Origin of the sequence: Rhodopila sp., assembly GCF_035548095.1 — a bacterium.
GTDB lineage: Bacteria > Pseudomonadota > Alphaproteobacteria > Acetobacterales > Acetobacteraceae > Rhodopila.
This window is the reverse complement of the sequence record NZ_DASZUV010000005.1, coordinates 221,484-245,605: the sequence shown is the minus strand read 5'-3', so window position 1 is coordinate 245,605 and position 24,122 is coordinate 221,484. Positions and strand designations below refer to the sequence as shown.

The 24,122-nt window shown below is 68.1% G+C and carries 25 protein-coding genes; 14 read left to right on the top strand and 11 right to left on the bottom strand.

What is annotated here, in order from left to right; genetic code table 11:
* Positions 1–14 precede the first annotated feature (14 nt).
* The 8 genes from hisB (at position 15) to VHC04_RS07145 (ending at position 4,865) form a co-directional block, all read left to right on the top strand.
* The gene (hisB, locus tag VHC04_RS07180) at positions 15–605 is read left to right on the top strand and encodes an imidazoleglycerol-phosphate dehydratase HisB (protein WP_325679635.1); all 591 of its coding nucleotides are present in this window, start codon (positions 15–17) and stop codon (positions 603–605) included.
* Complete coding sequence (locus tag VHC04_RS07175) at positions 602–973, top strand: DUF2628 domain-containing protein (protein ID WP_325679501.1); 372 nt, start codon at positions 602–604, stop codon at positions 971–973. Before hisB ends, VHC04_RS07175 begins: the two co-directional genes overlap by 4 nt.
* A 23-nt stretch (positions 974–996) precedes the next feature.
* On the top strand, positions 997–1,632 hold the full coding sequence (gene hisH / locus VHC04_RS07170; RefSeq protein WP_325679499.1) for an imidazole glycerol phosphate synthase subunit HisH: 636 nt from the start codon (positions 997–999) through the stop codon (positions 1,630–1,632).
* A 14-nt stretch (positions 1,633–1,646) separates the two neighbouring features.
* Positions 1,647–2,216 carry a GNAT family N-acetyltransferase gene (locus tag VHC04_RS07165; protein ID WP_325679497.1) on the top strand — a complete coding sequence of 190 codons (570 nt, stop codon included), beginning with the start codon at positions 1,647–1,649 and terminating at the stop codon, positions 2,214–2,216.
* A gap of 31 nt (positions 2,217–2,247) precedes the next feature.
* Entirely contained in the window at positions 2,248–2,985 is a 738-nt protein-coding gene (hisA, locus tag VHC04_RS07160) for a 1-(5-phosphoribosyl)-5-[(5-phosphoribosylamino)methylideneamino]imidazole-4-carboxamide isomerase (RefSeq protein WP_325679495.1), read from the top strand.
* A 102-nt stretch (positions 2,986–3,087) separates the two neighbouring features.
* A complete protein-coding gene (gene hisF, locus VHC04_RS07155) occupies positions 3,088–3,858 on the top strand; it encodes an imidazole glycerol phosphate synthase subunit HisF (protein ID WP_325679493.1) in 771 nt (256 codons plus the stop codon).
* 2 nt (positions 3,859–3,860) lie between these two features.
* Positions 3,861–4,343 (top strand): phosphoribosyl-ATP diphosphatase, encoded by a 483-nt coding sequence (locus VHC04_RS07150; RefSeq protein ID WP_325679491.1) that lies wholly within the window; start codon positions 3,861–3,863, stop codon positions 4,341–4,343.
* Positions 4,344–4,484: 141 nt separating this feature from the next.
* Entirely contained in the window at positions 4,485–4,865 is a 381-nt protein-coding gene (locus VHC04_RS07145; protein ID WP_325679489.1) for a histidine triad nucleotide-binding protein, read from the top strand.
* Positions 4,866–5,063: 198 nt separating this feature from the next.
* On the opposite strand, the gene VHC04_RS07140 is transcribed toward VHC04_RS07145, so the two are convergent.
* From VHC04_RS07140 to VHC04_RS07130, 3 genes are all read right to left on the bottom strand, one after another.
* Positions 5,064–6,587 carry a tetratricopeptide repeat protein gene (locus VHC04_RS07140; protein ID WP_325679487.1) on the bottom strand — a complete coding sequence of 508 codons (1,524 nt, stop codon included), beginning with the start codon at positions 6,585–6,587 and terminating at the stop codon, positions 5,064–5,066.
* Between the two features lie 129 nt (positions 6,588–6,716).
* Entirely contained in the window at positions 6,717–7,367 is a 651-nt protein-coding gene (locus tag VHC04_RS07135) for a thiamine phosphate synthase (RefSeq protein ID WP_325679485.1), read from the bottom strand.
* Between the two features lie 56 nt (positions 7,368–7,423).
* Entirely contained in the window at positions 7,424–9,070 is a 1,647-nt protein-coding gene (locus tag VHC04_RS07130; RefSeq protein WP_325679483.1) for a long-chain-fatty-acid--CoA ligase, read from the bottom strand.
* Between the two features lie 181 nt (positions 9,071–9,251).
* On the opposite strand from VHC04_RS07130, the gene VHC04_RS07125 reads away from it, so the two are divergent.
* From VHC04_RS07125 to VHC04_RS07105, 5 genes are all read left to right on the top strand, one after another.
* Positions 9,252–9,998 (top strand): SDR family oxidoreductase, encoded by a 747-nt coding sequence (locus VHC04_RS07125; RefSeq protein ID WP_325679481.1) that lies wholly within the window; start codon positions 9,252–9,254, stop codon positions 9,996–9,998.
* 2 nt (positions 9,999–10,000) lie between these two features.
* A complete protein-coding gene (locus VHC04_RS07120) occupies positions 10,001–10,693 on the top strand; it encodes an SDR family NAD(P)-dependent oxidoreductase (RefSeq protein WP_325679479.1) in 693 nt (230 codons plus the stop codon).
* A 75-nt stretch (positions 10,694–10,768) separates the two neighbouring features.
* A complete protein-coding gene (locus VHC04_RS07115; protein ID WP_325679477.1) occupies positions 10,769–11,797 on the top strand; it encodes an HlyD family secretion protein in 1,029 nt (342 codons plus the stop codon).
* Positions 11,798–11,809: 12 nt separating this feature from the next.
* Positions 11,810–12,940, top strand: a complete 1,131-nt coding sequence (locus VHC04_RS07110) for an FUSC family protein (RefSeq protein ID WP_325679475.1) — start codon at positions 11,810–11,812, stop codon at positions 12,938–12,940.
* A gap of 90 nt (positions 12,941–13,030) precedes the next feature.
* Entirely contained in the window at positions 13,031–13,936 is a 906-nt protein-coding gene (locus tag VHC04_RS07105) for a PhzF family phenazine biosynthesis protein (RefSeq protein WP_325679472.1), read from the top strand.
* A 116-nt stretch (positions 13,937–14,052) separates the two neighbouring features.
* On the opposite strand, the gene VHC04_RS07100 is transcribed toward VHC04_RS07105, so the two are convergent.
* The 4 genes from VHC04_RS07100 to glmU form a co-directional block, all read right to left on the bottom strand.
* Positions 14,053–14,436 (bottom strand): type II toxin-antitoxin system VapC family toxin, encoded by a 384-nt coding sequence (locus tag VHC04_RS07100; RefSeq protein ID WP_325679470.1) that lies wholly within the window; start codon positions 14,434–14,436, stop codon positions 14,053–14,055.
* Between the two features lie 5 nt (positions 14,437–14,441).
* Entirely contained in the window at positions 14,442–14,687 is a 246-nt protein-coding gene (locus tag VHC04_RS07095) for a type II toxin-antitoxin system Phd/YefM family antitoxin (RefSeq protein WP_325679468.1), read from the bottom strand.
* 188 nt (positions 14,688–14,875) lie between these two features.
* The gene (gene glmS, locus VHC04_RS07090) at positions 14,876–16,699 is read right to left on the bottom strand and encodes a glutamine--fructose-6-phosphate transaminase (isomerizing) (RefSeq protein WP_325679466.1); all 1,824 of its coding nucleotides are present in this window, start codon (positions 16,697–16,699) and stop codon (positions 14,876–14,878) included.
* Position 16,700: 1 nt separating this feature from the next.
* Complete coding sequence (glmU, locus tag VHC04_RS07085) at positions 16,701–18,017, bottom strand: bifunctional UDP-N-acetylglucosamine diphosphorylase/glucosamine-1-phosphate N-acetyltransferase GlmU (protein ID WP_325679464.1); 1,317 nt, start codon at positions 18,015–18,017, stop codon at positions 16,701–16,703.
* Between the two features lie 128 nt (positions 18,018–18,145).
* Here glmU and VHC04_RS07080 point away from each other — a divergent pair, with 128 nt between their 5' ends.
* Complete coding sequence (locus VHC04_RS07080) at positions 18,146–18,799, top strand: HAD-IA family hydrolase (RefSeq protein ID WP_325679462.1); 654 nt, start codon at positions 18,146–18,148, stop codon at positions 18,797–18,799.
* A 150-nt stretch (positions 18,800–18,949) separates the two neighbouring features.
* Here the strand turns inward: VHC04_RS07080 and VHC04_RS07075 are convergent, their stop codons facing one another.
* The 4 genes from VHC04_RS07075 to yihA all read right to left on the bottom strand — a co-directional run bounded on the left by VHC04_RS07075 (position 18,950) and on the right by yihA (position 24,111).
* Entirely contained in the window at positions 18,950–19,354 is a 405-nt protein-coding gene (locus tag VHC04_RS07075) for a response regulator (protein ID WP_325679460.1), read from the bottom strand.
* A gap of 295 nt (positions 19,355–19,649) precedes the next feature.
* Positions 19,650–21,101 (bottom strand): 4-hydroxyphenylacetate 3-monooxygenase, oxygenase component, encoded by a 1,452-nt coding sequence (hpaB, locus tag VHC04_RS07070; protein ID WP_325679458.1) that lies wholly within the window; start codon positions 21,099–21,101, stop codon positions 19,650–19,652.
* A 150-nt stretch (positions 21,102–21,251) separates the two neighbouring features.
* The gene (locus VHC04_RS07065) at positions 21,252–23,441 is read right to left on the bottom strand and encodes a hypothetical protein (RefSeq protein ID WP_325679456.1); all 2,190 of its coding nucleotides are present in this window, start codon (positions 23,439–23,441) and stop codon (positions 21,252–21,254) included.
* Positions 23,407–24,111, bottom strand: coding sequence for a ribosome biogenesis GTP-binding protein YihA/YsxC (gene yihA / locus VHC04_RS07060; RefSeq protein WP_325679454.1), 705 nt, complete (start codon positions 24,109–24,111; stop codon positions 23,407–23,409). Before yihA ends, VHC04_RS07065 begins: the two co-directional genes overlap by 35 nt.
* Positions 24,112–24,122: the final 11 nt, after the last annotated feature.

Genomic DNA, 24,122 nt, shown 5'->3' with positions numbered 1-24,122 from the left:
GTGGAACGTGCATGATGGCACGCACCGCGACCCTGACGCGCACGACGTCGGAGACGGACATCACCGTCTCCCTGAACCTGGACGGCACCGGCAAGGCCGAAATCAGCACCGGCGTCGGTTTCCTGGACCATATGCTGACCGCACTGGCACGCCATGGCCTGTTCGACCTGACGGTGCGGGCGAAGGGCGATCTGCACATCGACTTTCATCATACCACCGAGGATGTCGGCATCGTGATCGGCGCCGCCATAGCCAAGGCGCTGGGTGACAAGCGGGGCATCACCCGCTTCGGCCACGCCGTGACCCCGATGGATGAGGCATTGGCCGAGGTGGCGATCGACATCTCCGGCCGGCCCTTCCTCGCCTGGGACGTGACGTTCGAGCGGCCGAAGATCGGTGAGATGGACACCGAGCTGTTCGAGGAATTCTTCCGAGCGCTGGCCTTCAACGCAATGATGACGGTGCATGTGACGCGGCGGGCCGGCCGTAACGCGCATCACGTTGCCGAGGTGTGCTTCAAGGCGACCGCGCGCGCCCTACGTATGGCGGTGGCGAAGGACCCCCGGATCGGGGATGCCATCCCGTCGACCAAGGGGGCGCTGTGAGACTCTACGCCGTGCATGTGAAGCCGGACGCCGAGCCGGTACTGATGTCGGAAGGGTTTGCCTGGGCGTCGTTCTTCCTCGGGCCGCTCTGGCTGGCCTCGCAGCGCGCCTGGATACCGGCGGCGTTCAGCCTCCTGGCCTATGTGGTGGTTCTGCTGTGGCTGCCCGCCGCGTGGGGCGTCGCGGCGGCCTGTGGCATTGCGCTGCTGCTGGGCCTGAACGGGCACGATATGCAGGGTTGGGCGCTGGATCATCGCGGCTATGTCGTTGCGCATGTGGTGGCGGGCCGGGATCGGGATGATGCGTGGATGCGCTTGCTGACCCACCGGCCCGACCTGGTGGCGCGCCTGGGCGTCGGCGTGCCATGACCGCGCCTGCCGGGAAGCCCCCGATGCGCATCGCCGTCGTCGACTACGGCAGCGGCAACCTGGCCTCTGCCTCGCGGGCTCTGGCCCTGGCTGCGGACCGTGCCGGGCTGCCGGCCGAAGTCCTGGTGACCGCAGAGCCCGAGGTCGTTGCGAACGCCCAGCGGATCGTCCTGCCGGGCCAGGGTGCCTTCGCCGACTGCGCCGCCGGCCTGGCCGCGGTACCGGGCATGCGCGATGTCATCGAAAGGGCCACGGCGCGCGGCACGCCGTTCCTGGGCATCTGCGTTGGTATGCAACTGATGGCGGAGCGTGGGCTGGAGCATGGGGTGACGCCGGGCTTCGGCTGGATCAAGGGCGATATCGCCGAGATGGAGGCGCGAGGGCTGCGCCTGCCGCAGATGGGATGGAACGGTTTGGATTTCGTTCCTGGATCGCATCCTCTACTGGACGGCCTGCAACCCGATGACCATGTCTATTTCGTGCATAGCTACGCGTTGACCAATGGCATGGCTGGGGAAACGATCGCGACGACCGACTATGGCGGTGTCGTGCCGGCCGTCGTTGTCGCGGGCAACCGTGCCGGCACCCAGTTCCATGTCGAGAAGAGCCAGGATGTCGGCATTCGCCTGTTGAGCAACTTCCTGCTTTGGGCGCCGTGACCGTGCCGACAGCGATGCCCGGAGCCCGGCAGCCCGACGTCGAGCCGCAGCTTTTCGTCGAGCGGCTGGAGGAGTTTTCCGACGCCGACCTGAACGCCCTGTGCGAGGCCACGGACGCCGCGATCATCGACGGCGGCGGGTTCGGCTGGCTCAATCCGCCGGGCCGGCGGGCGCTGGAAACTTATTTTCGCGGCGTTCTGCTGGTGCCGGAACGAGAGTTGTTCGTCGCTCGGCTGAACGGCGACATCGTCGGGTCCGCCATCCTGGTGCGCCCGCCGCGCAACAACGAGGCGCAGTCCTTCGCCGCCAACCTGATGCACTCCTATATCGCGCCTTACGCGCGCGGCCACGGACTGGCGCGCATGCTGACCTTGTGCGTGGAGGATCGGGCACGCGATCTGGGCTATCACATCCTCAATCTGGATGTTCGCGAAACCCAGACCTCGGCCATCCGGTTGTATGAGCACCTGGGCTACCACCGCTGGGGTGAGCATCCGGAATACGCGCTGGTGCGCGGCCGGCCCGTGCGGGGCTATTTCTATTACAAGCGGCTGCGACCGCCGAAGGGCGCGTTCGGTCAATGACCGGCCCTGAACCGATGGATGGGCCGATCCCATGACCAGCCTGACGATCTATCCGGCCATCGACCTGAAGGACGGCGCCTGTGTGCGGCTGCGTCGCGGGGAAATGGACCAGGCCACGGTATATTCCGCCGATCCGGGAGCCCAGGCGCGCGCCTGGCAGGATGCCGGGTTCAGCCGGCTGCACGTGGTCGATCTGAATGGAGCCTTCGCCGGCCGGCCCGTCAACGGCGGCGCGGTTCAGGCCATCCTCGCCTGCACCTCGGTCCCGGTGCAGCTGGGCGGCGGCATTCGCGACATCGCCGGCATCGCTGCCTGGCTGGACAACGGTGTCCACCGCGTCATCCTGGGCAGCGCGGCCGCCAAGAACCCGCCGCTGGTGCTGGAGGCCTGCCAGCGCTTTCCGGGACGCATCGCCGTCGGCATCGATGCACGCGACGGCTTCGTCGCCACCGAGGGGTGGGCCGAGACATCGTCGATGTCCGCCGTCGATCTGGGTCTGCGCTTCGAGGATGCCGGGGTCGCCGCGATCATCTACACGGATATCGGCCGTGACGGCATGCTGACCGGTCTGAACCTGGAACAGACAGTGGAACTGGCGGAGCGGCTGACGACTCCGGTGATCGCCTCCGGCGGCGTCGGATCGCTGGATGACCTGGCGGCGCTCAAGCAGGCGGCGCGCGGTACGCGAATCGAAGGCGTCATCGTCGGGCGTGCCTTGTATGACGGGCGGGTCGATCCGGCGGCGGCATTGGCGCTGTTCGCGGCATGATGCGGATGAGTTGCCCTGTCGTCGGGCACTGGCCGGATTAGTTGGCGGCGGTGGGGCTAAATCGCTTGCATCGGCGGGAGCGACGTTTTCTAAAGCGCCCCCATGCTGAAACTGAGGGTCATTCCCTGTCTGGATGTGAAGGACGGTCGCGTCGTCAAGGGCGTGAACTTCGTGTCCCTTCGCGATGCCGGCGATCCGGTTGAGCAGGCTGCGGTTTATGACGCGGCCGGCGCGGATGAACTGACCTTCCTGGACATCACCGCCAGCCACGAAGATCGCGACACCATCCTGGATGTCGTCTCGCGTACCGCGGCACGGGTGTTCCTGCCGCTGACCGTCGGCGGCGGCATCCGCTCGACCGAGGACATGCGGCGCCTGCTGCTGGCCGGCACCGACAAGTGCAGCATCAATTCGGCGGCGGTGGCGCGGCCGGAGCTGGTGCGCGAAGCGGCGACCAAGTTCGGCAGCCAGTGCATCGTCGTGGCGGTGGATGCGAAGCAGACCGCGCCCGGGCGGTGGGACGTCTTCACCCATGGCGGCCGGCGGCCCACCGGGATCGATGCAATCGAATGGTGCCGGCAGGTGGTCTCACTGGGTGCGGGAGAAATTCTGTTGACCAGCATGGACCGCGACGGCACCGGCAAGGGGTTCGACCTCGATCTGCTGCGTGCCGCCTGTGCCGCCGTGCGGGTGCCGATCGTCGCTTCGGGCGGCGTCGGCACGCTGGAGCATTTCGTCGAGGGGGCGAAGGCCGGTGCGACCGGCCTGCTCGCCGCCAGTGTCTTCCACTTCGGCACGTTCACCATATCCGACGTCAAGGCCGCCCTGGCCGCTGCCGGATTGCCGGTGCGACTGCCGCGCAAGGCAGCCTGATCATGGCGAAGTCCGCAAGAAAGAAGGTCGAAGGCGACAAGGCCGTCGCCAAGCCGAAACCGAACAAGCCGAAGAAGCGGACGGCGATCAAGAAGGTCCTGCCAATCATCGGCACCGGCGACGCCAGCGCCCTGGTGCTGGACCGGCTGTATGCGGTTGTCGAATCCCGGCGCACGGCCAGCCCGGACATCAGCCATTCCGCCCGCCTGCTGCAGCGCGGACCAGCCAAGGTGGCGCAGAAATTCGGTGAGGAAGCGGTCGAGTGCCTGATCGAGGCGGTGGCCGGCAATCGCACCGCCGTGGTCGCGGAGAGCGCGGATGTGCTGTACCACCTGCTGGTCCTGTGGGTGTCGGCCGGCGTGGAGCCGGATGAGGTATGGGCGGAACTGACCCGGCGGGAAGGCATCAGCGGCATTGCCGAAAAGGCCGCCAGGGAGAAGGTCCTGGCAATCCCGCGCCGGCTGCGGACGAAGAAAATTCCATAGCGCCGATCGCCCGGGACCGGCGTTCCGGCCTTGTTGCGCTTCAGCGCGGCCGGTCATCGGCGTATACTCGCCCGACGCGGCCTGATGCGCCTTTTGACCGGCGTGGCCTGGCTGACCGGGCCGCGGGGAGGGATATGCAGGATGCCGGTTACCGGTTTGCCGCCATACGACGATCAGAACATCTTCGCGCGCATCCTGCGCGGGGAGATACCCAGCAAGAAAGTCTATGAGGATGACTGGGCGCTGGCATTCCACGACATTGCGCCGCAGGCGCCGATCCACATCCTGGTGATCCCGAAGGGGCCGTATTGTTCCTTCGCCGATTTCAGCGCCCTGGCCAGCCCTGACGAGATCGCCGGGTTCATGCGCGCGGTCGGCAAGATCGCGCGCGACCTGGAGCTGGAGGCACCGGGCTACCGTATCCTGGCCAACATGGGTCAGCATGGAGGACAGGAAGTGCCGCATTTCCATGTCCACCTGTTTGGCGGCCGCCCGCTCGGCCGGATGATCCCGACCGCCTGACGCCGGCGGTCTGGCCGGAGCCTGATGGGTTCATCCCATCATGCCCTGCAATCCTCTAGGCATCATGGGGTCAGGTTGACCCCGTGCTTCAGCAACTCTTTGCTTCAAAAGCACGCTTCACACCCTCCAACCGCCGGCTTCAGGCGATCGCGCTCTGATTCGGCGGCCTGACCCGCTTCTTCCGGCCGCTGGCCCGTCTCAGGCGGTCATGCCTCGTCCGTCGCGGCGGGCGGAAAGGGTCCGCAGCGCCTTGGCGACCCGGCGCACCAGCGGGCGCCATCCCATGTCCTCGGGATCGCGGCGCGGACGGTCGATCCATTCCCCGGGCTTGAGCCGGAACAGCCGGAGCGACGGATACCACGGGCTGTCCGTCCGCTCTGCCTGCCAGCGCCAGTCGGGGGTGCTGTGCAGCAGCAGCCAGACCGGCTTGCCCATCGCCCCCGCCAGGTGCACCACGCCCGTATCGACAGCGATCACCAGGTCCAGACCGGCGATCAGCGTGGCCGTGTCGGCCAGGTCAATCGCCTGTTCGACCCGGCGGTCGATCGCCGGCCGAGCGTCGAGGGCAGGGCGGTCCTGGTCCCGCACCTCATGCTGCAGGCTGTAGAACGCGATGTCCGGGATGTCGGCGAGTGTCAGGAACAGCGCCGCCGGAATCGACCGCAGGTGATCCCGCATGTGGCGCTGGTCGCCGGACCAGACCAGGCCGACTTTCAGCCGGCGGTTCCGCGGATGCGACAGCCGGCTCCGGGCCGGGGCGCGAAGATACGGGATGCCGCCGGGAATGGTATCCGCCGTCGTGTCCAGCCAGCGGGGCAGGTTGGTCGAGGTGCAGTGTGTGTCGAACGCTGCGTCCTCCGGCAGCCCGGCCAGCACCGTCACATCCGGGGCTGCCGCGGCGAACAGGCGCACCAGCGGCGGAAAGGTACGCCAGGTGATCCGCGCCGGCCGCATCGCCCGGATCATCGGCAGATAGCGAAACACCTGGATCGCATCGCCATGGCCCTGGTCGTCGGCGATCAGGATCGACCGGCCGGCGATCGGGCCGCCCGTCCACCAGGCGCCGAAGGCGGCGGGCGGCCCGTCCTTGTAGAGTTCCCGGCCGGGCTCCCGTATGTCCAGGCCCGGCCACCCCGCCCGGAAATCCCCAAGCCGGAGCCGATTCATCGCCAGCATGATGGTAGCCGCGGGCAGCGACGGCAGCCGGCGCAGCGCATCCTCCAACGGCTGGATGGCTGCCTCGAACTGGCCGGCGGCGATCAGGATCTCGCCCAGCATGGCAGTGGCCATCGCCTGCGCGGGCGGTTCGGACCCGGCGGGATCGAGCAGCGGCGCGAGTGCTTCGCGTGCCTCCCTGATATGGCCGGTCCAGGCGGCGAACTGGACGTAGCGGAGGCGAAACCGCATGACGAATGGCTGGATGTCGAGCGCGCGCCGGGCCGCTTCGGTCGCGGCGCCACGGCGGCCCGCCAGCCAGCGTGCATGCGCCAGCTCCGTCCAGGCCGGCGCGAAATGCGGTTCGGCCGCGAGGGCGGCCAGCAGATGCCGTTCGGCCAGCGCCTGGTCCCGATCCCGCAGCGCGAACTCGGCCAGCTTCGTCAGCACCATGGGGTTGCCTGGTTCGGCCCGCAGCGCGCGGTCCAGCAACGCCTTCGCGTCGTCGGGACGACGGTTCCCCAGGGCGTGCTGCGCCTGTTCCAGCAGCCTTTGGGCGTCGGTCATTCCAAGGGGAAGCGGGCCGTTCATCCTGTGCGGGTCACAGGGCTACGGCCATGCCGGGATTCCGGTTCGGATGTCCGCTGATATGATCCGCGACGTTCGCCGGACCGGCTATCGGTGTCGCGGCCGGCATCATCCCCAGAAGGCGGTGATCGCGCCGACCGCCACGCATCGGGCCGGCAAGCGGTGGATGGTGCGGCCGTCCACGCCACCCAGCGCGCCGATGCGCAGCGCGGCGGGGACCGCCTGGCGGACCATCAGGCCCCAGCGTACCGGCCCCAGGCCCGGTGCCCCGGGATGGCTGGCGGTGGGGAAGGCCGGGGACAGGAATGCCAGCATGACACCGGCTCGACGCGCGCGGACGAGATCCGCCACCGTGTGTGCGGAGCTGGTAATCGGCACCGTCCGTGCAGCCATCCCGCTGGACGCCATCCCGGGTGCCATCCCGGGTGCCACCGTGGATGCCGCCCTGGATGCTATTGGCGATGTCGCTTGGGATGCCCCCGACCGCGTGACCTGGCGTCGTGTCGCCGCGCCTGGCCAGCGTCCGGCGCGAAGATGCAGGCCGGCGTGAAGCCGTGCCGCCAGCCGGGCATCGCCCGCCACCACCAGCACCAGCCGGCGGGTTCGGCAGATGCGGGCCAGGTCCTGGCCCAACGCCTGCCGGTCCGGCGCCGCGTCGTGACGAAGGACGATCCCGGCGCGGCCGGCCGGCAGCCTGGCCGCCACCGGGCGCGGGTCGGGCAGGCGCGCCTGGTCCGTGAACAGCCACAGGCGAGGCATCGCCCGGCTTCCTCGCGGCGTTCGCAGGCCCCAGGCGATCAGGCGGTGATCCAAGATCAGGCCTTCAGATAGTGGTCTCGGTACTGCGACCGCAGGTCGGTCTTCAGCAGCTTGCCGGTCGCCGTGTGCGGCAGTTCGGGAACCACCACGACCTCATCCGGCAGCCACCATTTGGCGACCTTGCCCTCATACAGCGCCAGCACCGACGCGGGATCGACCGTCGCGCCGGAACGCGGCACGACCAGCAGCAACGGCCGCTCATCCCATTTCGGATGCGTTGCGGCGATCACCGCGGCTTCCGCGACATCGGGATGAGAGACGGCGATGTTCTCCAGCGTGATCGAGCTGATCCATTCGCCGCCCGACTTGATCACGTCCTTGGATCGGTCGGTGATCTCCATGAACCCGTCCGCGTCGATGGTGGCCACATCGCCGGTGGCGAACCAGCCATCCGCATCCAGCGCGCTGCCGGGTTCGTCACCGTAATAGGCGCTGGCAACCCAGGGGCCGCGCACTTTCAGGTCGCCGAACGCCACGCCATCCCAGGGCAGCTCCTGTCCGTTGCCGTCGACGATCTTCATGTCGATGCCGGGCAGCACGCGGCCCTGCTTCAGCATGTGCCGCGTGGCTTCCTCGACGGACAGGCCGTCCTGGGCCGGCTTCGGCGCGTTGTAGGTGCCGACGGGGCTGAGTTCGGTCATGCCCCAGCCGTGCTCGACCGTAACGTTGTACTCGTCGCGGAAAGCGTCGATCAGCAGCTGCGGCGCCGCTGACCCGCCCGTCATGATGCGCTGCACGGTGTTCAGCCGTTCACCGCTGGAGCGCAGGTGCTGCAGCAGGCCAAGCCAGACCGTGGGGACGCCGCAGGTGAAGGTGACGGCCTCATCGTTCAGCAGGGTCGCCATGCTGGCGCCGTCAAGGTGCCGGCCCGGCAGTACCAGCGAGGTGCCGGTCAGTGCCGCGGCATAGGGGATACCCCAGGCATTGACGTGGAACATCGGCACCACCGGCAGCACCCGGCTGGTTGCCCGCAGATCCAGAACATCCGGCAGCGCAATGGCATAGGCGTGCAGGAAGGTCGAGCGGTGGCTGTACAGCACGCCCTTCGGCCGCCCGGTCGTGCCGGATGTGTAACATAACGCGCTGGCCGTCCGCTCATCGAACAGCGGCCATGTGTAGTCCTCGTCCGCGTCGTCGACGATCCGGTCATAGCAGTGCACCGCCATGCCGGGGGCGAGCGTCACCTCCGGCATGTGCTCCGGCGCGGTCAGCATCACCACCGCCTTCACCGTGTCGGCGATCCTTGGGGCGATGGCGGTGATCAAGCCGGCGAAGCTGGCGTCGACGAACAGTACTTTATCGCCGGCATGGTTGATGATGTAGGTGATGTCGTCCGGGTGCAGGCGCGGGTTGATCGTGTGGCAGATCGCCTCGCAGCCCGGCGCCGCGTAATACACTTCCAGGTGGCGGTACCCGTTCCAGGCAAGCGTGCCGACCCGGTCCTGCCGGCCGACGCCCAACGCCTCCATCGCGCGCACCAGCTTGCGCGCCCGGCGTTCCACCTCGCCCCAGGTATACCGGTGGGTCGTTCCCTCATGGGTCCGGGAAATCACCTTCGCCTCCGCGTGGTGGCGGGCGGCGTGCTTGAGGATGGACGAGATCATCAGTCCCTGGGACTGCATCAAGCCGAGCACAGACGTCACCTCCTGCTTTCTTGCATCGGGATGTTACACGGCTGTCGTGGCGGCCGACAGGGGAAAGGCGCGACGGATCGCCCGCCCGCCGGTCCCTGGCTGGCCGGTCCCTGGCCGGTCGATCCCTGGCCGACCTTTGGCAGCCCGGGTATGGTGCGGAAAATGGGCTGGAAAGCGGGGGAATGGTCCGATGCGGCAGGTCATGATCGTTACGGGCGGCAGTCAAGGCATCGGCGCCGCCATCGCGCGGCTGGGCGCGGCCCGGGGCTACGCGGTCGCCCTCACCTATCAGTCCAACCGCGCGCTGGCCGACCAGGTCGCGGACGGGATCGCGCTGGCCGGCGGCAAGGCCCTGGCGGTGCGGGCCGAGATGGCGGATGAGGACTCCATCCTGGCGCTGTTCCGCACGGTGGACGAGGCGTTTGGCCCCGTTACCGCGCTGGTGAACAACGCCGGCACGCCGGGACCGATCACGCCGATCGATGGCGTGACCGCGGCGATCCTGGATACGGTTCTGGCGGTGAATGTCCGCGCCCCCTTCCTGCTGATCCGGGAAGCGGTGAAACGCATGGCCACCGATCGGGGCGGGCCGGGTGGCGCCATCGTCAATGTGTCCTCTCGCGCCGCCGGACTGGGCGGGGCGGGCGAATGGATCCACTACGCCGCGTCGAAAGGCGCGTTGGACAGCCTGACCATCGGCGCGGCGAAGGAGCTGGCGACGCGTGGCATCCGTGTCAACGCGGTCAGCCCTGGCCTGATCGAGACCGACCTGCACGCCCGCGCCGGCGCGCCCGACCGCGTTGCCCGGATGACACCCGGCGTGCCGATGGCCCGGTCCGGCAGCGCCGAGGAAGTTGCGCATGCGGTCTTGTGGCTGCTGTCCCCGGACGCATCTTACGTCACGGGCGCAAACGTGCCGGTATCAGGAGGGCGTTGAGAATGGACCCGAAAACCGCGCTGATCGTCGGAACCGGCGCCGGCCTGAGCGCCTCGCTCGCTCGGCTCTTCGCCAGCAAGGGGCTGCAGGTGGCGATGGCCTCGCGCGAGCCGGACAAGCTGAGGAAGTTGGCCGAGGAAACCGCCGGCGCGACCTTCGCCTGCGAGGCCACCGAACCCGAGGAAGTCGCGGCGCTGTTCGACGTCGTGCTCGCCACCCAGGGCGTGCCGGACATCGTCGTCTACAACGCCAGCGCCCGGGCGCGCGGCCCGGTGACGGAGCTGGACCCGGCCGAGGTTGCCCGCGCGATCGCCGTCAGCGGCTATGGCGGGTTCCTGGTGGCGCAACAGGCGGCCCGGCACATGGTGCCGCGCGGTTCCGGGGCGATCCTGCTGACCGGCGCATCGGCCAGCGTGAAGGGCTACCCCAACTCGTCCGCCTTCGCGATGGGCAAGTTCGCGTTGCGCGGCCTGGCCCAGAGCCTGGCGCGGGAACTGGCGCCGAAGGGCGTTCACGTCGCCCATTTCGTCATCGACGGCGGCATCCGCAGCGCCGCCAGACCGGATCCGGCGGACAAGCCGGACAGCACGCTGGACCCTGATGCGATCGCCCAGACCTATTGGCAGGTCGCCACGCAGCCACGCAGCGCGTGGTCCTGGGAGGTCGAGCTGCGCCCGTGGGTGGAGACGTTCTAAGGGCGAAGCGCCCGCCGGGGGGCACGAATGCGCTTTGCCGATGACGATCCGGGAACCGATTGATATCCCGACGCCATGCCCGACGATGTTTCCCGCGCCGCGGACACCGCCCGGACCGAACCCGCGGCTGCGATGCCGGTCAGCCGACGAATGCTGCTGGCGGCCCTCGCCATTCTCGCCGCGTTCGTGGGATGGGAGGTCCTGACCTCGATCGTCGCCTACACGGATGATGCCTATGTCCAGTCCGATCTGGTCGCGTTCGCGCCCGAGGTCACCGGACACGTCGCCGCCGTCCATGTCTCCGACAACCAGATGGTGCACCGGGGCGATCTGCTGCTCACCATCGATCCGGTCCCGTTTCAGCTTGCCGTGGATGCGCGCAGCGCGGCCGTGGCAGGCGCCCAGGCCGAGGCGCAGGCGGACCGCGATGCCGAGGTGATCGCGCGCAACACGCTTACCGCGGCCATTGCGGCACGCGATCTTGCCATGGAGAACCAGCGGCGCGCGGCCAGCCTCGCCGCCGATGCCTTCGGGTCCCGGCAGGCACTGGATGACGCGAACGAGGCGTTGCGCCGCGCCCAGGCCGACATGGACGGTGCCCAGGCCGAGGTCGACCGGGAGCAGCGTATGATCACGATGGCGGACGCGGCGGAACGGAAGGCGCAGGCGGAGCTGGCGACGGCCGAATGGGAGCTGGCGCGTACCAGGATGTACGCACCGGTGGACGGGACCATCAACAATCTCACCGTGCGGGCGGGCGACACGGCGCGCGCGGACGCGCCGCTGATCGGCATCGTCGACGCCCACGCATTCCGCATCGTCGCCAACTATAAGCAGGATTACGTGCGCCACTTCCAGCCGGGCGGCACGGCCTGGGTCTGGCTCGATTCCCATCCCTGGCACTTCTACCGGGCCCGTATCGAGGGTGTGACGCGTGGCATCAGCCGCGGGAACGGAGAGAATGCGTTGCTGCCCTATGTCGCGCCGTCGACCGATTGGATCCGCCTGCAGCGGCGGTTTCCGGTAACCCTGACTTTGCTGGAACTGCCGCCGGACGGCATGCTGCTGATGGGTTCGGACGCCCGCGTCATCATCTTCCCGTGAAGGGCCGCCGGCATGCGCTCTGCCCTGATCAGGGAAATCGCCAGGATCTCCGCGCTGATCTCCGAGACCGTGATGTCCTCGGCGCTTGTGTTCGGCAGGGCTTGCCTGGACGCGCGGTTTCAGGGACCGGCCGCCCGCGTGGCGACGACGTCCACCCTCGCCGTGGTGCTGGCAGTCAGCCTGGCCAATGCGCTGCACCTGCCCGAGCCCTGGTGGGCGGCGATCAGCGGACTGATGGCGACACAGCGGAGCGGAGCGGATTCGGTGCGGCGCGCGATCCTTCGAATCCTCGGCACGATCGTGGGGGCCGGTCTCGGCGTCATGGCCATTTCGTGGATCGCCTACGACATGATCGCGTGCACCCTGGTGCTGTTCGCGGTTGCCCTGGTCGGGCTGATCGGCGCCAATGTCAGCCGCTACGCCTATGCCTGGCTGCTGATCGTGGTCACGTTTGGCCTGGTGGTGCTGCCGTCGCTGGATGCGCCGCCGCTCGCGTCGGTCACCGCGGTCTACCGGGTGCTGGAGGTCACGGTCGGCACGGTCTGCGCCGTCGGCATGGCACTGGTGCTGGAGCCGACACCCGCGCTGCCGCCCGCGGTCGAGCGCGGTTGGTCCGGCCTTCTGGGGCCGCAGCTGGATGTCACGCTGTATGCCATCCGCTGGGCCGTTGCGGTAGCGATGCTGCCCTGGCTGTGGCGGCTGTTCGGCGTGACCGGCATGACGCAGATGGCGGTGACGCTGGTGGCGGTGCTGGCAACGCCGGTGGCATCGGACCCGCGTGATACCAATCGCCAGATTCTCACAAAGGGGCTGCAGCGCCTCGTGGGCTGCGCCGCCGGCGGCGTGGCAGGCCTGGCGCTGCTTGGCCTCGGCATCGATTCGACCGTGCCATGGCTGTTGAGCCTGGCCGTTCCGGTCTGGCTGTTCGCCTATGTGGCGAATGGCAGCCATACGGCGACCTATGTCGGCACCCAGGCCGGCGTCGTGCTGGTCATGACGCTGATCCAGGGCCACGGGCCGCCGACCAGCCTGGAGCCGGCGCTCGACCGGCTCGCCGGCATCTTCCTGGGCCTGCTGATCGTGATGGCCGTCGTCCTGCTGACCACGCCGCCGCGCCGTCCGGCAACGGCCCCATCGGCTTGAGGCGGTCGCGGCCGCGCGGTCCTGGAAAGCCCGCGATTGCGGAAGGCCGCCCGGACGGGCCATTGTGCCGCCCGGTTCGGAGGGTGTCTTATGTCGAGCTACGAATACGTCACGGTCGGCGTCTTCACGTCGAAGCGCTTCGGCGGCAATCCGCTTGCCGTGTTCCCGGATGCCAAGGGATTGACCGACGGCGAGATGCAGGCGATCGCGGCGGAGTTCAACCTGTCGGAGACCAGCTTCGTCCTTCCGCCGGATAACCCGCAGCATCACGCGCGCGTGCGGATCTTCACGCCGAAGGCCGAAATCCCCTTCGCCGGCCATCCGAACGTCGGCACGGGCTATGTCCTGGCCAGGATGCTGGACAATCCGCCGGAACATTTCACGTTCGAGGAAGGCGCCGGCCTGGTGCGCGTGCATGTCCTCCGCAACGATGACCAGGTCATTTGCGGCGCCCGTGTCTCCGCGCCGCGCGCGCTGTCGCTGGATATCGCCGTACCGATCGACCTGGTCGCTCGTTGCGCCGGCCTGGCTCCGTCCGACATCTCCACGGAGCTGCACCAACCGATCGTTGCCTCGGTCGGCACGCCTTTCGTCATCGCCGAGGTCGCCTCGGTCGATGTCCTGGCACGGGCGAGGCCGGATCTGGCCGCCTTTCGGGATGGCGCCAGGCACATCGCCGAGCTGTCCGAGCGCTTTAACCTGCATTTGTATGCTCGCAAGGACGACTTTCTGCACTTGCGCGCGCGCATGTTCGCGCCGCTGATCGGCGTGCTGGAGGACCCGGCCACCGGGGCGGCCAACGCGGCCCTGGCGGCGCTGCTGACATCACTGGCGCCGGGCGAGAATGTCGATCTGCATTATGAGATCGAGCAGGGGATCGAGATGGGCCGCCCAAGCCAGATCATTGCGTCGGCGCGAAAGACGGGGGAGGGGCCGGTGCTGGCGACGGTGGCAGGAAACTGCGTGCCGATGATGCGGGGGACGCTGGATATCTGAGGCGGGATAAAGGACCCGCGGACGCCGTGTCCGGCAGCCATGGTTTTTGGCAGCCATGGCTTTCTGGAGCGCGATCGCCTGAAGCCGGCGGTTGGAAGGCGTGAATGACGCTGGTATCAGTCTTCGTCATCGGGCGACAGGACCGGCACGTCATAGGCCCGGATTCGGTCGTCCATCGTCACCAGCGTCATCCGCTCGGTCAGTGCCTGGGCGATCAGCATCCGGTCAAACGGGTCGTCGTGCAGCCAAGGCAGGCCGCCGGCCACGATGGCGTGCATCGGCTGGATGGCCAACGGCTCAAACCCCGTGCGTTGCAGCATGTCGTCAAAGTCTGCCACCGGAAAGGTCAGCCGTCCGGCGGCGTGTTTGATCGCGATTTCCCACGCCGTGGCGGCACTGATCCAGACCTGGTTCGATGGCGATGCAACCGCCCCCCGCATCCGCGGGCGCAGCCGGCCCGGCTCCGCCAGCGCCCAGATGAGGATGTGCGTATCCAGCAACAGCCTCAGGGCGCGGCGCCTTCAAAGGCCAGGCGAACGTCATCCGGCAGCGGCGCATCGAAATCGGGGCCCATGGCGACCTGGGCGGCGAAGAGGCCGAGCGGGCGCGCCGCGGTACGCTGAGCCAGGCTGACCAGGCGGGCGAGGGGACGGCCGGCCTTGGCAATCACGATCTCCTCCCCCCGCGCAGCGCGTTCGACGAGGTCGGAGAGGTGAGTCTTCGCTTCGTACAGGTTGATGACGGTATCCATGGCACGATCCTGACCAACGTTGGTCAAGATATCATCCGGGCCGTTCCGGATGTCAACATTTACCGATCCGTCCATATGACGCTTCCTTCTTCACGACCCGCGACCATACTGGCCGTGGATCGTGAAGAAGGGGTTAATGCCGCTATTCCCCCGGCCGCTATTCCCCCGGCCGCTATTCCTCCGGGCCGCTATTCCACGGTCACCGACTTGGCCAGGTTTCGCGGCTGATCCACATCGGTGCCCTTCAGTATCGCCACGTGATAGGCCAGCATCTGCACCGGGATCGCATACAGGATCGGCGCCACGAAAGGATCGACTGCCGGCAGCACCACGGTTTCCGCCGCGATGCCTTGCAGCTTCGCCGCGCCCGCCTCGTCGCTGAACACGATCACCTGGCCGCCACGCGCCGCCGCTTCCTGAAGGTTGGAGGCGGTCTTTTCGAACAGCGGGCCGGACGGGGCGATGGCGATCACCGGCACCGCGGGATCGATCAACGCGATCGGACCATGCTTCATCTCACCGGCTGCATAGCCTTCGGCGTGGATATAGCTGATCTCCTTCAGCTTCAGCGCGCCTTCCAGGGCGATCGGAAAACAGTTGCCGCGACCCAGGAACAGCACATCGCGCGCCTGCGCCACGCGAGCGGCCAATGCCTGGATCGCCCGGTCGTCCGCCAGCACCTCGGCCGCGCGGCTCGGCACTTCCAGCAGCGCCGCCGTCATCGCCGCCTCCCGCGCGGCGTCGATCGCGCCCGTCGCGCGGCCGGCGGCCACAGCCAGGCAGGCCAGCACCGATAACTGCGCGGTGAACGCCTTGGTCGACGCGACACCGATCTCCGGCCCGGCGACCGTCTCCAGCACGGCATCGCTCTCCCGCGCCATGCTGCTTTCGGGCACGTTGAGGACCGACAGGATCGTCTGCCCCTGCTCCCGCATGTAGCGCAGCGCCGCCAGCGTATCGGCCGTCTCACCGGATTGCGAAACCAGCAGGCCCAGCCCACCCTTCGTCATCGGCGGCGTGCGGTAGCGGAACTCGCTGGCGACGTCGCCGTCGGCAGGGATGCGGGACACCGCCTCGAACCACCAGCGGCCGACCATGCCGGCGTAATAGGCGCTGCCGCAGGCGCTCATGGTGATCCGCGGCACCTGGGCGAAATCGATCCCGAGATCCGGCATGGCGACCGCCTGGTTACCTGGGCTGATCATCTGGTGCAGCGTGTCACCGATCACCGCCGGGTGCTCGTGGAGCTCCTTCTCCATGAAGTGGCGAAAATTGCCCTTGCCGATCGCCGCACCGGTCAGCCGTGTCAGTTTCACGTCACGCTCGACCCGGTTGCCGTTGCTGTCGAAGAACGCGGCGCCGCGCCGGTTCACCACCGTCCAGTCGCCATCTTCCAGATATGCGATCCGCCGGGTCAGCGGTGCCAGCGCCAGCGCGTCGGAGCCGACGAACATCTCTTCCTCGCCGAAGCCGACGGCCAGCGGCGCGCCATGCTGGGCGGCGACGATCAGCTCCGGATGGCCGGCGAAGATCATGGCCAGCGCGTAGGCGCCTTCCAGCCGCTGCAATGCCGCGCCGGCCGCCTCGATCGGTTGCATGCCGCGCTTCAGGTTCAGGTCCACCAGCTGCGCGACCGTTTCGGTATCGGTTTCGGTGGAGAACTCCTGGCCCTCCGCCTCCAGTTCCGCTCGCAGCTCCGCGTGGTTTTCGATGATGCCGTTATGGACCAGGGAGACCCTGGACGTGCCGTGTGGATGTGCATTGCTTTCCGTTGGCGCCCCGTGCGTGGCCCAGCGCGTGTGGCCGATGCCGGTGGTGCCGCCCAGCGCGTTGCTGCTCAGGGCATCCGCGAGGCGGGACAGCTTGCCTTCGGCGCGCCGGCGATCGATGTGGCCGTTCACCAGCGTGGCGATGCCGGCGCTGTCATAGCCGCGATATTCCAGGCGCCGCAGCGCATCCAGCAACAGGGGCGCGGCGGGACGCGCGCCGATGACACCGACGATGCCACACATGTCAGAGCTTCTCCTTCTTCGCGGCCGCCCGCATCGCCCTGGCCCGGTCCGGCTTCTGCACCTGCCGCCCGCGCGCCAGGGCCAGCGCATCCGGCGCCACCGGATCGGTGATCACGCTTCCTGCCGCCAGGATCGCGCCATCGCCAACGGTCACCGGCGCCACCAGCGCCACGTCGGAGCCGACGAACACGTCAGCGCCGATCGTCGTGCGGTGCTTGTTGACGCCATCGTAGTTGCAGGTAATCGTCCCGGCCCCCACATTGGTGCGCGCGCCGACCGATGCGTCACCGATATAGCTCAGGTGGTTGGCCTTCACCCCGGCGGCAAGCGTCGATGCCTTGACCTCGACGAAATTGCCGACATGCACATCCTGCTCCAGCACCGAGCCAGGCCGCAGGCGGGCGAACGGGCCGACGATGGCGCCGGGGCCGATCGATGCCCCCTCGATATGGCTGAAGGCGCGGATCAGGGCGCCGGATGCGACCCGGACACCCGGGCCGAACACCACGTTCGGCTCGATCGTCACGTCCGGTGCGAATTCCGTGTCGGCACACAGGAAGACCGAGGCCGGATCGATCATGGTTACCCCGCTGTCCATTGCCGCCTGCCGCAGCCAGCCCTGCACCACCGCTTCCGCCTGTGCCAGCTCGGCGCGGGAGTTGATACCGGCCAGCTCGTCCGGTGACGCCTCGACGGCGACGACGGCCTGCCCGTCCGCGCGGGCCAGTTCGACCGCATCGGTCAGGTAATATTCGCCCTTGGCGTTGTCATTGCGTACCGCTTGCAGCCAGCGCCGCATACGGTCTGCCGTGGCACAGAGGACGCCGGCGTTGCACAGGGTAATGGCCCGTTGCGCTGGCGTGGCGTCGGCATATTCCACGACGCGCTCCACCAGGCCGTCGCCGCCGGTCAGCACCCGCCCATATCGCGCCGGGTCGGCCGGGCGGAATGCAAGCAGCGCCAAGCCCGCGCCGGAGGCCGCGTCGAGCAGCCGCTGCAGCGTCCGCGGTCGGATCAGCGGGTTGTCGGCATACAGCACGGCAACCTGGCCGGTGCCGAACGCCTCGACTGCCTGCAGCGCGGCATGCGCGGTGCCCAGACGCTCCTGCTGGACGACGCAGACATGGGGCGCGGCTTCCCGCCGCACCGCGTCCATGTCCGGCCCCAAGACCACGACGATCCGATCGAAAACCTGTTCGCAACTCGCCAGCAGGTGCCGCAGCATCGTCTGGCCGGCCAGGCGGTGCAGCGTCTTGGGCAGGGCTGATTTCATCCGCGTGCCGAGACCGGCGGCCAGGATGATGGCGGTTGCGTGCATTCTCTCTCCCTGCTTGGGTAACGGGCCCTGCCTGGGTAACAGGAGTCGGGCGTAGCTTCCCAGCCAAATCAATGTCAAAGAGTTCCGATACCAGCCCGGCTTCAATTCAGATTGCGGAGTGCGACAAGGTGCGGCGGACCCTGCTGCTCGACCTGGACGGAACCTTGGTGGATACGGTGCCCGATCTCACCGCGGCGCTGAACCGGCTGATGGCATCGCGGGGGTTGCCCGCGTTCGCGGTGGAGCAGGTCACCAGGATGGTCGGCGATGGGGTGCCGGTGCTGATCCAGCGTGCCTTCGCCGCGCGCGCGCGGCCGCCCGACGACCAGGCGGTGGCTGATTTCCTGGCGGACTACGACAGCCACGTCGCGGTCGCGAGCCGCCTGTATCCCGCCGTGACGGACACCCTATCGGCCATGGTCCACACTGGCTGGCGGCTGGCGGTCTGCACGAACAAGCCGGAGCGGGCCGCCAGGATGCTGCTGCAGGCAATGGGCCTGCTGCCGCTGCTGCAAGCCGTCGGCGGCGGTGACTCCTTCACCGTCCGCAAGCCGGATCCGCGCCACTTGCTGGAGACGCTCGCCCTCGCCGGCGGCGAGCCACGGCGTGCGCTGATGCTGGGTGACCATCACAACGATGTCGCCTCCGCTCGGGGTGCCGGGATCGGCTGCATTTTTGCCCTGTGGGGCTACGGTGCGCCCGAACAGGCCGCAGGGGCGTTGGCCGTGGCGCACACGATGCCGGAAGCCGCCGCCGCGGCCGAGCGGTTGCTGCCGGCCTGATTACCGGCCGGACGGTTGACCAATCCATCGCGGGGACCGATCCATCGCAAGCCTCGCCATGACGGCAAAAGACCGCGGACGCATCACCGTCAGTTGGCGTGATGGGACCGGCCGCGGATCAGTGGCGGTCATGCATTCGCGCAGCAGCATTCATTCGCGCAGCAATTCGTCGATCTTCTGCAGAAGCCTCTGGAAGCTGTAAGGCTTGGACAGGATCGGGGGCGCCCGCCCGATGCTGCGCGCGGTTCCCACATAGCCGGACGTCAATAGCACCGGCACGGACGGGCGGTGGGTATGCACCCAGTCGGCCAGGCCGAAGCCATCCAGCCGCCCGGGCATCCGCACATCGGAAAACACCAGGTCGACCTCGAGGCCGGTGTTCAGCATGTCGACAGCGGTATCGGCATCAGGCGCCTCAAGTACCTGGTAGTCACTGAAGCGCAGAAACTCCACCGCGGACAGACGCACCAGCTCCTCATCCTCCACCACGAGGATGACGGGCTGGCCTGTCTCGGCGGATGCTGTCGCGCGTGAGGCCATCATCTCGGCAGCCACACTTCCAACTCCTTAGCAGACACGCCTCGAAACGCCATGACGGCATACCGGATGCACCAGAAACGGATGCACCAGAAACAGATGCACTAGAAACAGTAGGATATCGGACCCGCTTTGCAGGGGGGATCACGACCCCGTTATCGTCGCCGCCGCTTGTGGCTTCCGCTTTCCGGGCGAAATGCGCCGGACACGCAGGTCTTGCGATTGTTGAAGCCATGCAGGACGTGTTTCGCTCACGCATGGTTGTGCGGGAACGGACGCCGGTTGTAGCGGCGGGGCATGTCGCGGGCGCGGATCAGGACTGCCGGAGGAACGCCAGAACGCGGTCGGTCACCGCGTTCCGGGGGAACATGCCAGCCAGGACCCGCGCCCTGGTCAGCGGGTCACTGGCGAAGAATCGCTCATACAGTACCTGACGGCTGCCGAACGAGCTGCAGGCGATGTCCCAGGCCAGATGGAACAGCCGCACGCGGTCGCCCGCGGAGCTGCCGTCGGTCGCGAGGTACTGCTCGATGTGGGAGGCCAGCGGACCGTTCATGTCGGCCTCGGTTGGAAGGATCATCAGGCTGGACGAGCCCAGCAGCTGCAGGATCTCCACCATGCGCGGATAGGCTGTCATGAACAGGTTGCGGGTCGTCTCGGCCGGCAGCGGCGCCGGGCACATCATGCCCCACTCATCCACCATCGCATCCGCCTCGGCCGCGCGCATGCAGGCCCGCATCAGCTCGGTGTACATCACCAACTCGCCGATCCGCTCCTCGACCTGCGGCAGGCGGCCGTTGCCCAGCGCGTCGGTCATCAGCAAGGCGACGCCCAGAACCAGCTCGCACTTCGCCAGGTTCTTCGCGCAACCCTGGTGCGCGCTGTGGGAGGAGGAGTGCGTCGCAGCCGCCGTGTTGTTCAGCCTGCCGACATCGCCATGAAGGAACACACGCTCCCACGGCACCAGCACGTCGTCGAAAAAGACGATGCTGTCCATCTCCTCGAATCGCGAACCCAACGGGTGGTCGTGATGGCTTTTGCCCTCGTCAAAACTGTCGCGGCACAGGAAGCGCAGGCCCGGCGTGTCGCACGGGATGGCAAAGTTCAGCGCGAACGGGCTGTACTGATCCCGGTGCTGGGCGAGACGGGGTGAATAGACCGCGATCTCATCAGCCAGCGGTCCCAGCGTGGCCAGGATGCGGGCGCCGCGCACCGTCAGTCCCGCCGAGGACTCGCGAACGACCTGCAGCGCGGTGCCTTCCTGGAGATTGAACATGCCGTCGGCGGACCGGCTGCGCTGCAGGTTGATCAGCGCATGGGTCAGCACCAGGTCGTTGCGCGCAATGTACTGATAATAGTTACGCATGTTGGCGGCAAAATCGTGCCCGGACGCGCCGCCGAAATAGTCGGCCGCGCCGGCCCAGCAGGCGAAGGTGACATTCATGAAGTCGGGTGACCGGCCCATCATGCCGCAGGTGGTGCGCGCCCAGGCGAGCATCATGTCGCGCCGCCGGACGAGGTCCTCCTGTGTGCGGGGAATGATGAACGACAGGCCAAGCCGCTCTCCGGTGTCGGGCGCGGGGAAGGTCATTGCGTCACGGCGGGCCGGATCGCTTTGCAGGTCGTAAAGCGACGCGATGGCCCCGGCGCCCCGCGCCAGACCCGGTTCGGCGGTCACGTCATCCACCCGCTTGCCGCGGAACCACACCTCCACGTCCCGTTGCCGCAGTCCGGCGAGGTAGTCGGCACCTGTCCGAGCGGGCATCGGATTCTCCCTGTCAACTTGGGTGGCTATCGTCCTGGATGGCAATCGCGCTCGGCGGATGATCGCGCGCCGCCGCGTGCGGGCCAAGGCCCGGATTTCCGCGGCCCGGATTTCCGCGGCCGCCCGGAACCGCCGCGGCGCCGCGTTGCGCTACCAGCCGCCGCTGCGGGCGGCGAAAACGGTCTGTTCGGCGATCCGTTGCATCACCGGGTTGTCTCCGATCGGTTGGCCGCTGGCCAAGCTGTGGGCCAGGATGGCGAAGTCACGCAGCCAGCTTCGGTGCACCACCGACATCGCCGCCCGGCACCAAAGCGCGATCAGCAGGAAACGTTCCGCCCAGGCCAGACGCTGGCCGGGAAGCACGTCTTCCAGAACGACGCGCACCGCTTCCTTCCGCTGACGTTTCGGGATGGCGGCGAGCACCCGGTGCACATCGTGATGATCCTCGAACCACGAACGCGACACATCATGCGCCGCCATCCAGGCCGTCAGGCGCTGAAACGCGGCCTCGCGTGCCTGCGGAGCCCGGTCCGCCGCGTCCAGGCCGTCCATCAGGGCCTGGCATTCGGGAACGACGTCCAGCCCACGGTCCCGCCAGTCCGGACTGACAGTGTGTTCCGCGATTTCCAGCAGCTTCTGGTTCGGCACCTCCCCCCGAGCCAGGCCGGCGCTGATCGCGTGCTGGACCGCGGCGTCGACATAGGCGCGATCCACCTCATCGCCGACGACGGCCGACTTCATTTCCTTGATCATGCCGTTGATGACTCGGCGCGGTGCCTCGACGTCGATCCAGGCGTCGGCGATGCCGGTGCCATGTTTCAACAGCACGCCGGCGACCATGCCCAGGCGTCCGGTCCGGGTGACGGCCAGGATACTTTGCGCCCCGGAACCATCGACCATGGAGGCATGGAACGAAATATCCTCCCGCGCCGGCAGGGCGCTGCCGGGCTGCGTGCCGGGCCAGAGGCCGATCGGCACACCGGCCAGGCGGGCCTTGTGAATCGCGCGGTCGACACTGGAGCGGTCGGCCGACGGTATCCAGTTCCGCAGGGTGATCGCGCGACGCAGCCAGTCCGGCGACACGGTGTCGGCCCCGGCGATCTGCTCCATCGCGGCGCCGGCCGCCCGCCGCACCGCCGTGTTGGCGTCCAGGAGCATCATTGGCACGGCCTCGCGCAGCATCGCGTGCGGGGACAGCGACAATTCGGTCGCCATGAAGCAGCGCAGCGCGGCCGGCATGACCGCCGCGGCGCTGCTCATGGCCTCCAGCACCTCGAACGGGGAGTCCACCAGGGTGGCCATCTCGGCCGAAACAGCCCGCAAGGATGCCAGCAACTCCTCGGGCGGGGCGGGTTCGGCAATCGCCATGCCCGCCTCGGCCAATGCCTGCTGCACGTTGTCGGAGACCGGCACACGCGCATCCGTCAGGGCCGCGGCCATGGCGAACCAATCCTGCTGGTCCAGCAATTCCTCCTGTCCCAGCTCGATCAGGCGATGCTGATAGTCCAGCAGCATCCGGTCGGCCCATCCCCAGCCGCGATCCTGCCGGTAGCGGACGAATTCCAGCTGCCGTGTCAGCAGGTCCAGGCAGGCGGCAATGCGGTTGGCATGCGGCGACGGTTCCGTCATCGCGCGCACCGTCATTTCGGTCAGCACGGGCAGCACTTGCGGCGTCATTTCCAGCCAGGCCCGGTCGGCCGCCGGCAGTTCGGCCTTCGGCCGCCGGGCCCGGCGATCGACGATCTCCTTCACCTGCTGCCGGTCCGCGACGTTGGCGGGAGGCGGCTCCTCCTCCGGATTCGCCGCCAGCGGATCGTCGGCATCGATGTCGTCGAGTACCGTCAGCAGTGCCTCCAGGTCCCCCGACATCCCCAGGAAGGGCGGCAGAAGGTCGTCCAGCGCCGCCTCCACCGCCTTTCGGATGGTGGCGGGGGCGCCGGTGCGCGCGATGACGCGCGGCCCGCGAAGGATCTCCTGCTGAAACTGCCAGATACCCTCGACGGCGGCGGAGAAATGGCGGTGCTTCAATGTTACCCGCACGCCGTTCCGGCTGGTTAGCGCATCCAGCCGCCAGCGAATGGCCCGCACCTTCTCCTCGGCGATCGGCGGATCGTCGCGCAGGAGGCCCGGATCCTGGAGCACCGGCGACGTCCGGGCGGGGTAGCGCCGCTTGTACTCCGATTGATTGTCCGGTTCGGAGAAATAGTCGCCAAGCAGAGCGGTGCTCAGCTGGACCAGAAGCCCGTCGATCTCCCCGTCATCGGCCGAGCCTGTCTTGGCCGAGCCTGTATTGGCCGAGCCTGCTCTAGTTGCGCCTTTGGGCGTCGTCCGTTTCGCCATCGCCGCCACCCAATCCAAGAAGCCTCGCGATATCCGCTCGCAGCGCGGGAATGCCGTCGCCGGTCTCGCTGCTGGTGGCCCGCACACACGGGAATGCCGCGGGATGCGAGCGGACCAGACGTTCGACTTCTTCTATTTTGCGCGCCCGCGCGGGGGGCTTCAACCCGTCCGACTTGGTGAGGACGATCTGGAAGGTGACCGCGGCCCGGTCCAGCAGGTCCATCACGTCGCGGTCGGATTGTTTCAGTTCGATCCGGCTGTCCAGCAGCAGGAAAACGCGTTGCAGGGACGGGCGGCCGCGCAGGTAGTCGAACATCATGCCCTGCCAGTCGGCCTTGATGTCCTTCGACGCGCGCGCATACCCGTAACCCGGCATGTCGACCAGGGTGACGGTTCCCCCCAGGTCGAAGAAATTGAGCTGCCGGGTCCGCCCTGGTTCCGATGATGCCCGGGCCAGGCCCTTATGGCCGGTCAGCGCGTTCAGCAGCGAGGATTTGCCGACATTGGACCGGCCGGCGAAGGCGATCTCCGGCCCCGCGACGGGCGGCAGTTGCGCCAGCGTCTGCGCCCCGTGGACGAACTGGCAGGGGCGGGCGAACAGCAGGCGGCCCGCCTCCAGCTCCGCCTCGGTCGGGGGAGGGACGGGCGACTGGCCGTCGATGCCGGTCATCGCCCGGCCAT